The organism is Mycobacterium sp. ACS4054 (assembly GCF_001667275.1).
GTDB lineage: Bacteria > Actinomycetota > Actinomycetes > Mycobacteriales > Mycobacteriaceae > Mycobacterium.
In genome coordinates this window covers 256,987-268,716 of sequence record NZ_LZHV01000041.1, presented here as the reverse complement: position 1 = coordinate 268,716, position 11,730 = coordinate 256,987, and the positions used below count along the sequence as shown (strand labels likewise).

Genomic DNA, 11,730 nt, shown 5'->3' with positions numbered 1-11,730 from the left:
TAGGGGCGTTGGCAATGTCCGCTCAGGGGAACGCGGGAAGTGCGCAACTCAAGCCACCGGTCGAGAAGGTCCGGTCGCACTACGACAAGTCGAACGAGTTCTTCAAGCTCTGGCTCGACCCGTCGATGACCTATAGCTGCGCTTACTTCGACGAACATCCCGACCCGCAGAATCTGACCAAGACGCTGGAAGAGGCGCAGTACGCCAAGCGCAAGCTGTCCCTGGACAAGCTCAACCTGGAGCCCGGCATGACGCTGCTCGACATCGGCTGCGGCTGGGGTTCGACGATGCGGCACGCGGTGGCCGAGTACGACGTCAACGTCATCGGCCTGACGCTCAGCGAGAACCAGTACGCACACGACGTGGAGAAGTTCAAAGAGATCGACAGTCACCGCCGCATGGAGGTGCGGATCCAGGGCTGGGAGGAATTTCCCGACGAACCGATCGACCGGATCGTGTCGTTGGGCGCGTTCGAGCACTTCGCCGACGGGGCGGGCGACGCCGGATACGAGCGGTACGCCGTCTTCTTCAAGAAGTTCTACGACCTGCTGCCCGACGGCGGCCGGATGCTGCTGCACTCGATCGTGGTGCCCACCACCGAGGAGGTCAACGCGCTCGGCCTGAAGACGACGATGACCCTGCTGCGGTTCATCAGCTTCATCCTCAAGGAGATCTTCCCGGGCGGCAGGTTGCCCCAGGTGCACCAGATCGACCGGTATGCGACCGAGGCGGGTTTCCAGATCGAGCGCCACCATTTCATCGGCAAGAACTACGTTCCGACCCTGAACGCCTGGGCGGACGCCCTCGAGGCCCACAAGGACGAGGCGATCGCGCTGAAGGGGCAGGAGACCTACGACATCTACATGCACTACCTGCGGGGCTGCTCGGACCTGTTCCGCGACGGCTACACCAACGTCTGCCAGTTCACGATGGTCAAGTAAATCGCCTGCGCATCAAGCATCAGCCGAAGTCACACAGCTAACGGGTGCCCCCGGCACGACTCGAACGTGCGACCTAGGGATTAGAAGGCCCTTGCTCTATCCACCTGAGCTACGGAGGCAATGTGCAGGTCAGTCTATTCCAACGGCGTGTCGCGACACGACTCGCCGCGGCGGCGCGCACGAAAAGCGTTCGCGCCGAGCAGTTATCGGCTATGGTTGGGACCCTCGACACACGTACAACACCGGCCGGTAATCGGCCGTTAACCGCAACGAGGCGTGTGCAAACCGTCGAGGGGTGGCGTTGCTATGAGCGTGACCATGCACTTGACTTCACGGTGCTCGTGGGCCGGTACCCAGGCATTACGCCTGGCCGCCGATGCAATGGACGCCTACCGCGCCGGCACGCTGTTGCTGCGCGGCTCGCCGTTCGCGCTGGGCTGCCTCGTCGGCTGGATCTCCACGGAGTTTCCACCGCACGTCCTGACCGGCCACGCCCTCTCGCGGGTCTCGCACCCGTCCATCGGTCGCGTCGGCGCCACCTGGGCGGCGCAGCGGGCGGACCGGGCCCTCACCGCCGCGCTCGAGGAGTCCTTCGGCCCGGACTTCCGTGAGCAGGTGCGCCATCCGGCCGGCATCAATCCCGTCTGCGCCCCGCGCGGAGGCGTGTTGGGCAGGCCCGGGCCGCACCGCCGGTATGCGGCGCAGACGTCGAACATCTCCTACGGCCCGAACGGGCGCGACAACCTGCTCGACATCTGGCGACGCCATGACATGGCGCCGGGGCGGCGGGCGCCGGTCCTGATCCAGGTTCCCGGCGGGGCGTGGACCGTCGGCGACAAGCGCGTCCAGGCCTACACGCTGATGAGCCGCATGGCCGAACTCGGCTGGATCTGCGTCTCGATCAACTACTGCAAGAGCCCCCGTTCCACGTTCCCCGCACACCTGATCGACGTGAAGCGGGCGATCGCCTGGGTTCGCCAGAACATCGCCGACTACGGCGGCGATCCCGACTTCATCGCGATCACCGGCGGGTCGGCGGGCGGACACCTGGCCTCCCTGGCCGCGCTCACCCCGAACGACCCCGCCTACCAGCCCGGATTCGAAAACGCCGACACGACGGTTCAGGCCGTCGCGCCCTACTACGGGGTGTACGACTTCACCGACTTCGACAACATGCACGACCTGATGCTCCCGTTCCTCGAGCAATTCGTGGTCAAGGCCCGCTACGCCGACGAGCCCGAGCGGTTCGAGGCGGCGTCGCCGGTGTCCTACGTGCACAGCGAGGCGCCGCCGTTCTTCGTGCTGCACGGCGAGAAGGACGAGCTGGTTCCCAGCGGCCAGGCCCGGGCCTTCTGCGCGGCGCTGCGTGCGGCCGGCGCCGCCACGGTGGCCCACGCCGAGCTGGACAACGCGCACCACGCGTTCGACATCCTGTCGACGGTGCGATCGCGGCTGGCCGCCGACGCCGTCGCCGATTTCCTGGGCGTCGTCTACGGCCGGCGCGTCAGCGAGCTGCTGGACTCGGTCCCGCTGCCCGCCACCTCGGCCAGCTGACCCGCCCGGCCCGACCGCTTCTTTCACCAGCGCGGCAACCCGACTAGCGTTGTGTTGGCTATGGGGTGGTCCGAGGCAGGAGGCTTGATCGTCGGTGACAGGGTTGACGCGTCGGGCGGGAGATCATGGCTGAATCCGTCGAGGTCGTGAAGCTGTCCGACCAGCTCGGACCGGTCGACTATCTGATGCATCGGGGCGAAGCGAATCCTCGGACCCGGTCGGGGATCATGGCGCTGGAGCTGCTCGACACCACCCCGGACTGGGATAGATTCCTGACCCGATTCGAGAACGCCTCTCGACGGGTGCTGCGCCTGCGGCAGAAGGTGGTCGTGCCGACGCTGCCGACGGCGTCGCCGCGTTGGGTGGTGGACCCCGATTTCAACCTCGAATTCCATGTGCGCCGCATGCGGGTGGCCGAACCCGGCACACTGCGCGACGTTTTCAACCTCGCCGAGGTGATCCTGCAGTCGCCGATGGACATCTCCCGGCCGCTGTGGACGGCCACCCTGGTCGAGGGTCTGGCCGGCGGGAAGGCCGCGACGCTGCTGCACGTCAGCCACGCGGTCACCGACGGCGTCGGCGGGGTGCAGATGTTCGCCGAAATCTACGACCTCGAGCGCGACCCGCCGGCCAAGCCGACGCCCCCGCTGCCCATTCCGCAGGACCTGACCTCCAATGACCTGATGCGGCAAGGCATTAACCACTTGCCCTCCGCCGTGGTCGGCGGCGTCCTGACCGCGCTGTCCGGGGCGGTGTCGGCGGCGGGCCGGGTGGTCCTGGAACCGGGGCCAACCGTGTCCGGGATCGTCGGTTACGCGATGTCCGGGATGCGGGTGCTCAACCGGGCGGCCGAGCCGTCGCCGCTGCTGCGGCGGCGCAGCCTGGCCACCCGCACCGAGGCGATCGACATCCCGCTCTCCGATCTGCACAAGGCCGCCAAGGCCGGTGGGGGATCGATCAACGACGCCTACCTCGCCGGCCTGTGCGGCGCCCTGCGGCGCTACCACGAGGCGCTCGGCGTGCCGATCAGCACGCTGCCGATGGCGGTGCCGGTCAACCTGCGGGCCGACGCCGACACCGCCGGCGGCAACCGGTTCACCGGCGTCAACCTGGCCGCCCCGGTGGGCACGAAAGACCCGGTGTCGCGGATGAAGAAGATCCGCGCGCAGATGACGCAGCGCCGCGACGAGCCCGCGATGAACATCGTCGGTTCGGTCGCGCCGCTGCTCAGCGTCCTGCCCACCGCGGTGCTCGAGGGGATCACCGGCTCGGTGATCGGTTCCGACGTGCAGGCCAGCAATGTCCCGGTCTACCCCGGGGACACCTACATCGCCGGGGCAAAGGTGTTGCGGCAGTACGGGATCGGGCCGCTGCCCGGGGTGGCGATGATGGTGGTGCTGATCTCTCGGGGCGGGTGGTGCACCATCACCGTGCGCTACGACCGGGCGTCGGTGCGCAACGAGCCATTGTTCGCCCAATGCCTGCTGGAGGGTTTCGACGAAATCCTCGCGCTGGCCGGCGAGGGGGCGCCGCAGGCGGTGCCCGCCTCGTTCAACGAACCGGCGACCTCGGCGCGGACGGCGAAGAGCTCATGAGCGCCCCGAAGGATCGGCGAGACGACGGGCCCTCCGGCGACATGCGCCTGCCGGGTTCGGTCGCCGAAATCATGGCCAGCCCGCCGGGCCCCAAGATCGGGGCGTTCTTCGACCTGGACGGGACGCTGGTGGCCGGCTTCACGGCGGTGATCCTCACCCAGGAGCGGTTGTTGCGCCGCGACATGGGCGTGGGCGAGTTGCTCGGCATGGTCCAGGCCGGCCTGAGCCACACGCTCGGGCGCATCGAGTTCGAGGACCTCATCGGCAAGGCCGCCGCCGCCTTGGCCGGCCGCCTGTTGGACGACCTGGAGGAGATCGGCGAGCGGCTGTTCGTCCAGCGGATCGAGTCGCGGATCTACCCGGAGATGCGGGAGCTGGTGCGGGCCCATGTCGCTCGCGGGCACACCGTGGTGCTCAGCTCGTCGGCGCTGACCATCCAGGTCAATCCGGTGGCGCGTTTCCTGGGCATCTCGAACATGCTCACCAACAAGTTCGAGACCACCGAGGACGGGATACTCACCGGCGGCGTGCAGAAGCCGATCCTGTGGGGGCCCGGCAAAGCCGCTGCGGTGCAACGGTTTGCGGCCGAGAACGGCATCGACCTCAAGGACAGCTACTTCTACGCCGACGGGGACGAGGACGTCGCCCTGATGTACCTGGTCGGCAACCCCCGCCCGACCAATCCCGAGGGCAAGATGGCCGCGGTGGCCAAGCGCCGCGGCTGGCCCATCCTGCGCTTCAACAGCCGTGGGCCGGTGGGCCTGCGGCGCCAGCTGCGCACCCTCGCCGGCTTCGGCTCGATGTTCCCCGTCGCCGCGGGCGCCGTGGGCATCGGGGTGCTGACTCGCAACCGCCGCCGTGGGGTCAACTTCTTCACCTCGACCTTCTCCCAGCTGTCGCTGGCGATCGCCGGCGTGCAGCTCAACGTCATGGGCCAGGAAAACCTGACAGCGCAGCGACCGGCGGTGTTCATCTTCAACCACCGCAACCAGGTCGACCCGGTCATCGCCGGTGCGCTGGTGCGCGACAACTGGATTGGCGTGGGCAAGAAGGAACTCCAGAAGGACCCGATCATGGGCACGCTGGGCAAGCTGCTCGACGGCGTGTTCATCGACCGCGACGACCCCGCGGCCGCGATGGAGACGATGCACGAGGTCGAAGACCGCGCCCGCAAGGGGCTGTCCATCGTCATCGCCCCGGAAGGCACCCGGGTGGACACCACGGAAGTCGGGCCGTTCAAGAAGGGCCCGTTCCGCCTCGCCATGGCGGCCGGAATCCCGATCGTGCCCATCGTGATTCGCAACGCCGAGCTCGTCGCCGCCCGCAACTCCACCGTCATCAACCCCGGCACGGTCGACGTCGCGGTGTTCCCGCCGATCTCGGTGCAGGACTGGACGGTCGAGAACCTGCCGGAGCGCATCGCCGAGGTCCGCCAGCTGTATCTGGACACGCTGGCCAACTGGCCGGTCGACGAGCTGCCCCAGGTTGACCTCTCCGCGGAGAGGAAGGCGGCGGCCAAGGCCAAGGCCCCCGCGAAAAAGCCCGCGGCCGCAAAGGCTCCGGCGAAGAAGGCCGCGCCGAAGAAGTCGCCGGCGAAGAAGGCCGCGCCGAAAGCCAAGCCCGCCAAGGCGAATCCGCACGAGTCGCAGGCCGCCCTCAAAGACGGTGAGGCGCAACGGCCCGCCGACGCGGCGCTTAGCGCCGAACCGCCGACCGAAGGGCGGCCGTGACCGAACTGGCCGCGGACACCACCGCGGTCCTCACCGGCCAAGACTCGCTGGTGTTGGCGTCCATGACCTCTCCGGTCGAGAGGGAACTGGTGACAGCCTGGATGGCGCAACAACGCGCCGACAAGCCGGCGGCCAGGTTCGACTTCTTGGAACTGCCACCGCCCAACGCGGCGCCCGGGGCGCTGAGCCCGTTGATCGGGCAGCTCCAGGCCGGTGACGACGCGGCCGGCGACCGCTGGATCGTGCCGGTGCGGGTGTTCTGGCTGCCGCCACCGGACCGCGGCCGGATCGCCAAGCTCGCCGGCCTGCTGCCGGGGCGGGATCCCTACGCCCCCAACGAACGTCAGCAACTGAAGATCATGCGCACCGCTCCGCAGCGGGCGCGGGTGGTGGCCGGGGAACCGGCGAAGGTCTCCGAACTCCGCCAGCAGTGGCGCGACATCACCGTCGGCGAGAACGAGAGCGACTTCGCCCGATTCGTCATCCGTCGCGCGCTGTTGGCGTTGGAGCGTGTCGAGTACCGAATCCTGGGGCCGCAGTACAAGTCGCCGCGCCTGGTGAAGCCGGAGATCTTGGAGTCCAGCCGGTTTCGTGCCGGGCTGAAGAAAATCCCCGGCGCGACCGTCGAACAAGCCGGCGAGATGCTCGACGAACTCTCCACCGGCTGGAGCCGGGTGTCGGTCGACCTGGTCGGCGTCCTGGGGAGGGCGCTCAGCCGCGGATTCGACCCCGAGATCGATTACGACGGCTACCAGGTCGCGGCGATGCGCGCCGCCCTGGAAACCCACCCCGCGGTGCTGCTGTTCTCGCACCGCTCCTACATCGACGGCGCGGTGGTGCCGGTGGCGATGCAGGAGAACCGGCTCCCGCCCGTGCACGTGTTCGCCGGCATCAACTTGGCGTTCGGCGCGATGGGGCCGCTGCTGCGCCGGTCGGGCGTCATCTTCATCCGGCGCAACATCGGCGAAAACCCGCTCTACAAATACGTTTTGCGCGAGTACGTGGGCTACATCGTCGAGAAGCGGTTCAACCTGAGCTGGTCCATCGAGGGCACGCGTTCGCGCACCGGCAAGATGCTGCCCCCCAAACTCGGGTTGCTGGCCTACGTCGCCGACGCCTATCTCGACGGCCGCAGCGAAGACATCCTGCTGCAGCCGGTGTCCATCAGCTTCGACCAGCTGCACGAGATCGCCGAATACGCCGCCTACGCCCGCGGCGGGGAGAAAACGCCCGAAGGGGTCGGCTGGCTGTACAACTTCATCAGGGCGCAGGGCGAACGCAACTACGGCAAGATCTACGTCCGCTTCCCCGAAGCCGTTTCGATGCGCCAGTACCTGGGCCCGACGCATGGCCCGATGGCGCAGGACCAGGACGCCAAACGGCTTGCGCTGCAGAAGATGTCGTTCGAAGTCGCCTGGCGGATATTGCAGGCGACCCCGGTGACGGCGACGGGCCTGGTGTGCGCGCTGCTGCTGACCACCCGCGGCGCGGCGTTGACGCTGGGTCAGCTGCACCACACCCTGCAGGACTCGCTGGATTACCTTGAACGCAAACACAACCCGATGTCGACGAGCGCGTTGCGGCTGCGCTCGCGCGAGGGCGTGCGTGCGGCGGTCGACGCATTGTCCAACGGGCACCCGATCACCCGGGTCGACGGTGGCCGGGAACCGGTGTGGCGCATCGCCCCCGACGAGCAGCACGCGGCCGCGTTCTATCGCAACTCGCTGATCCACGCCTTCCTGGAGACCTCGATCGTCGAGCTCGCCCTGGCCCACGCCCGGCACGTCGAGGGCGACCGCATGCAGGCGTTCTGGGATCAGGCGATGCGCCTGCGCGACCTGCTCAAGTTCGACTTCTACTTCGCGGATTCGGCGGCGTTTCGCGACAACATCGCCGAAGAGATGGCCTGGCACGACGATTGGGAGGCCCACGTCAGCGCCGGCGGCGAGGAGATCGACGAGCTGCTGTTCGCCAAGCGTCCGTTGATGGCGGACGCGATGCTGCGGGTGTTCTTCGAGGCCTACGAGATCGTCGCCGACGTGCTGCGCGACGCGCCGGCCGACGTCGCGCAGAAGGAATTGACCGAGTCGGCGCTCGGCGTCGGCCGGCAATACGTGGCGCAAACCCGGGTCCGCAGCAGCGAATCGGTCTCGACGTTGCTGTTCGCCACCGCGTATCAAGTCGTCGTCGATCAGGACCTGATCGCGCCCGCCGCCGACCTCGCCGAACGGCGCACCGCGTTTCGGGCGGAGCTGCGGGACATCCTGCGGGACTCCGATTACGTCGGGCGGATCTCGCGCGACCAGTTCGTCGCCCGCGAGGCCAGGGCGCGCCAGGAGCGCCTGGCTCGGTAGCCGCGGGTTCGCGCCCATACCCTGGCTGCATGACGGTCGATCGGTCGGTGAGCACCCCGCGCGCGCTGGCGTGGCCGCTGCTGATCGGCGTCGCGGTGTTGGCGGGCTGCACGGCCGCCGGGATCGGCGCGCTGTCGCTGGCCGACTCGCTGAGCGCCACGGGGTTGCCGAACCCGGGCCCGGCAACCACGCTGGGCCTGCCGTTCGTCCGGGCGGCCGGGGAGATCGCCGCGGTGCTGGCCGTCGGGTCGTTCCTGTTCGCGGCGTTTCTGGTGCCTCCGCAGCGCAGCGGTGTTCTGGACGCGGACGGGTACCGGGCGCTTCGCCTGGGGACGGTCGCGTCCGGGGTCTGGGCGGTGTGTGCCGCGCTGCTGGTGCCGCTGACCGTGTCGGACGTGTCGGGCCGACCGTTGGGCGCGTTGTTGAACCCCGTGCGCATCTGGTCGGTGGCGGGCCTGGTCACCACCGCGTCGGCCTGGCGGTGGACCGCGGCGCTGGCCGCGCTGGTGATGCTGGCCAGCCTGCCGGTGCTGCGCTGGTCGTGGACGCCGCTGCTGTTCGCCGGCTCGTTGCTGACGCTCATCCCGCTGGGGCTGACCGGGCACTCGTCGGCCGGCGGGGCGCACGACCTGGCCACCAACAGCCTGCTGATCCACCTGGTGGCGGCCGGCCTGTGGGCCGGGGGCCTGCTGGCCTTGGCGGCCTGCGGCTTGCGGGGCGGCGGGCACCTCGCCCTGGCGGCGCGGCGGTTCTCCGCGGTCGCGCTGTGGTGCTGGGTCGCGATGGCGCTGAGCGGCGTGATGAACGCCGTGGTGCGCGTGCCGCTCGGTGACCTGTTGACCACCGATTACGGGCGGCTGGTGGTCGCGAAGTTCCTCGCGCTGTGCGTGCTGGGCGTGCTGGGCTGGCGTCAGCGGCGCTCCTCGATCGGCCGATTGCAGGCCGAACCGAACGGGGCGCGCCGCGTCCTGCTTCGGCTGGCCCTCACCGAGGCCGCCGTCTTCGGCCTCACCTTCGGCGTCGCCGTCGGGCTGGGCCGCACCCCGCCGCCGCCACCGCCGGCCCGGCTGCCCTCGATACCCGAGGCCGAGATCGGCTACGACTTCAACGGCCCGCCCACGCCGGCGCGCATCCTGTTCGACTGGCGCTTCGATCTGATCTTCGGCACCGCCGCGATCGTGCTCGCCGGCCTCTACGTGGCCGCCGTATTGCGCCTGCGCCGCCGCGGCGACGCGTGGCCGCCCGGCCGGACCACGGCCTGGCTGCTCGGCTGCCTGGCCTTGCTGTTCGTCACCTCCTCGGGCATCGGTCGCTACATGCCGGCGATGTTCAGCGTCCACATGGTCGCCCACATGGGCTTGTCGATGCTGGTCCCGATCCTGCTGGTGCTCGGCGCGCCCGTGAGCCTGGCCCTGCGGGCGCTGCCCGCCGCCGGCCGAGACGACCCGCCCGGCATGCGGGAATGGCTGCTGGCCGCGCTGCACAGCCGGCTGTCGCGGTTCCTCACCAACCCCGTCGTCGCGACCGCGCTGTTCGTCGCCGGGTTCTACGGGCTGTACCTGTCGACCCTGTTCGACACCGCCGTCGGCAGCCACGCGGGGCACCTGGCGATGAACGTGCACTTTTTGCTCAGCGGCTACCTGTTCTATTGGATCGTCATCGGCGTCGACCCCACGCCGCGGCCGATCCCGCCGCTGGCCAAGGTGGGCGTGGTGTTCGCGTCGTTGCCGCTGCACGCGTTCTTCGGGGTGGTGCTGATGGGCACCCGCAGGGTGCTCGGCGCCGACTACTACCGGTCACTCGGGTTGAGCTGGCACACCGACCTGCTGGGCGACCACGGGCTGGGCGGCGGCATCGCCTGGGCGGCCGGGGAGCTGCCCCTGGTGATCGTGATGCTGGCGCTGCTGGTGCAGTGGGCGCGCAGCGACGACCGCACCGCCCGACGGCTGGACCGCGCCGCCGAGCGCGACGACGACGCCGAGCTGGTCGCCTACAACGCGATGCTGGCCGAGCTGGCGCGGCGCGACGCGCCGGGCAGCGCTCGGCCCCAGTGACAAGGTGCTGCGGTGCGGGCCTCGAGCGGCTCTTGGTCGGTGCGCGGTTCTTCGGCCCTGACGGCACCCCGTCATCGGACTAGTTGTTGGACGGTGGTGGTTGGGGCTCGAAGGGGTCATACCACCACCAGTCGGCGCGTTCACCGATCGGTCCCGGGCACGGTGGGACGGCGGGCGGCGGTCCGGTGGGTTGGCGCGCCAGCGATCCCGGACTCAGTGTGCGCCCGGCGGCGTCGGTGACGGTCAGATCGTGTGCGGGTCCGACAATGGTGATGCCCCCGGAGTGGTGCAGCCGGTGGTGATAGGGACAAACCAGCACGAGGTTGGTCAGCTCGGTGGGGCCGCCGTCTTCCCAGTGCCAGACGTGGTGAGCGTGCAGACCCCGAGTCGCGCCGCAGCCGGGCACAGCGCACGTGCGGTCGCGGTGCTCCAGCGCGCGGCGTAGTCGTCGGCTTATCTGGCGCGTGGTTCGGCCCGCGCCGATGAGCTGGCCGTCCCGGTGGAACCAAACCTCACAGGTGGCGTCACAGGTCAGGTAGCGGCGTTCGGAATCGGACAGCAGCGGACCCAGATGCAGTGCCGCGGCGCGCTTCTCTGTGTCGACGTGCACCACCACAGTGGTGTGCTGCCCGTGCGGCCGCCGGGCCGCCTCGGCATCCCAGCCGGCCTCCACCAGCCGCACAAACGCCTCGACGGTGCCCGGCAGCGGCGGCGCGCTTTCTGACGCTCCGTCGGTGCGGTCCTGTTTCCACTCGGCGATGAGCGCGTCCCGGTGTGACGCCAACGCGGCGTCGAACTTCGCGGCGTCCGGAGGCGGGAGGGTGATCCGGTAGCAGCTGCCCTGCTCGGTGGAAGTCTTCGTGAACGAGCGCTCCGGCTCGGGCCGGGGACCGGGGTCAGGGGGGCGGGGTTCGAGGCTGATCGCGGTTCGCAGTTGGTGCACCGTGGCTACCCGCGCCAACTCCGCATAGTGCGCGTCGGAGCCCTCGCCGGCGCGCGCGGCGATGACGCCGACCTGATCCAGCGAGAGCCGACCCTCGCGCAGCCCCCGCGTGCAGCGGGGGAACTCCTCGGCCCGGTGTGCGACGGTGGCGATGGTGTTCGCGGCGGCCGGGGACAACCCCAGCTTCCAGGCCACCAACGCCGCGACGGAGCGCGCGCCGGTCATGCCGCACAGCTGATCACGATCGATCTCGGCGACCAGGTCCACGATGCGCCCATCGATCGCGTTGCGCTGGCCGGCCAACTCCGCCAACTCCTCGAACACCTCGTCCAAACGCTCGGTAGGACTCACTGCCACAGCGCCGGCAGATGCGGTCGAAGACATGGACCCACGATCGCAACGGGGTACGACAAGTTCCGGCTGCTGCGGGTGGTCCGCGGACGTGCGATCGGACTGATCCACACTCCCGCCTATGTCCACAGGGCCGCCCGCCGACCCAGCGGTTTGCAGCCCCGAAATGCGCGGTCCGTCGGTGGGGACGAGGTCAATGGTCACCACA

The 11,730-nt window shown here is 69.4% G+C and carries 7 protein-coding genes and 1 tRNA gene; 6 read left to right on the top strand and 2 right to left on the bottom strand.

The features are described from left to right. Positions 1–14: 14 nt before the first annotated feature. Positions 15–941, top strand: a complete 927-nt coding sequence (locus tag A5730_RS10105; protein WP_067899020.1) for a cyclopropane mycolic acid synthase family methyltransferase — start codon at positions 15–17, stop codon at positions 939–941. A 45-nt stretch (positions 942–986) separates the two neighbouring features. On the opposite strand, the gene A5730_RS10100 is transcribed toward A5730_RS10105, so the two are convergent. Then, a tRNA-Arg gene (locus tag A5730_RS10100) sits at positions 987–1,060 on the bottom strand. Positions 1,061–1,247: 187 nt separating this feature from the next. On the opposite strand from A5730_RS10100, the gene A5730_RS10095 reads away from it, so the two are divergent. From A5730_RS10095 to A5730_RS10075, 5 genes are all read left to right on the top strand, one after another. Continuing rightward, positions 1,248–2,495: an alpha/beta hydrolase gene (locus A5730_RS10095; protein WP_067899017.1), complete on the top strand. Its 1,248-nt coding sequence runs from the start codon at positions 1,248–1,250 to the stop codon at positions 2,493–2,495. Positions 2,496–2,620: 125 nt separating this feature from the next. Continuing rightward, positions 2,621–4,090 (top strand): wax ester/triacylglycerol synthase family O-acyltransferase, encoded by a 1,470-nt coding sequence (locus A5730_RS10090; protein WP_067899014.1) that lies wholly within the window; start codon positions 2,621–2,623, stop codon positions 4,088–4,090. Further along, complete coding sequence (locus tag A5730_RS10085; RefSeq protein ID WP_067899011.1) at positions 4,087–5,820, top strand: HAD-IB family hydrolase/lysophospholipid acyltransferase family protein; 1,734 nt, start codon at positions 4,087–4,089, stop codon at positions 5,818–5,820. Before A5730_RS10090 ends, A5730_RS10085 begins: the two co-directional genes overlap by 4 nt. Then, positions 5,817–8,174: a glycerol-3-phosphate 1-O-acyltransferase gene (locus A5730_RS10080; RefSeq protein ID WP_067899008.1), complete on the top strand. Its 2,358-nt coding sequence runs from the start codon at positions 5,817–5,819 to the stop codon at positions 8,172–8,174. Before A5730_RS10085 ends, A5730_RS10080 begins: the two co-directional genes overlap by 4 nt. Before the next feature lie 29 nt (positions 8,175–8,203). Next, positions 8,204–10,228: a cytochrome c oxidase assembly protein gene (locus tag A5730_RS10075; RefSeq protein WP_067899005.1), complete on the top strand. Its 2,025-nt coding sequence runs from the start codon at positions 8,204–8,206 to the stop codon at positions 10,226–10,228. Positions 10,229–10,307: 79 nt separating this feature from the next. On the opposite strand, the gene A5730_RS10070 is transcribed toward A5730_RS10075, so the two are convergent. Continuing rightward, positions 10,308–11,555 carry an HNH endonuclease signature motif containing protein gene (locus A5730_RS10070; protein WP_067899002.1) on the bottom strand — a complete coding sequence of 416 codons (1,248 nt, stop codon included), beginning with the start codon at positions 11,553–11,555 and terminating at the stop codon, positions 10,308–10,310. Positions 11,556–11,730: the final 175 nt, after the last annotated feature.

Coding starts and splice junctions, on each gene's coding strand:
- A5730_RS10105 (WP_067899020.1), top strand. CDS start 15: ATGTCCGCTCAGGGGAACGCGGGAAGTGCGCAACTCAAGCCACCGGTC.
- A5730_RS10095 (WP_067899017.1), top strand. CDS start 1,248: ATGAGCGTGACCATGCACTTGACTTCACGGTGCTCGTGGGCCGGTACC.
- A5730_RS10090 (WP_067899014.1), top strand. CDS start 2,621: ATGGCTGAATCCGTCGAGGTCGTGAAGCTGTCCGACCAGCTCGGACCG.
- A5730_RS10085 (WP_067899011.1), top strand. CDS start 4,087: ATGAGCGCCCCGAAGGATCGGCGAGACGACGGGCCCTCCGGCGACATG.
- A5730_RS10075 (WP_067899005.1), top strand. CDS start 8,204: ATGACGGTCGATCGGTCGGTGAGCACCCCGCGCGCGCTGGCGTGGCCG.
- A5730_RS10070 (WP_067899002.1), bottom strand. CDS start 11,555: ATGTCTTCGACCGCATCTGCCGGCGCTGTGGCAGTGAGTCCTACCGAG.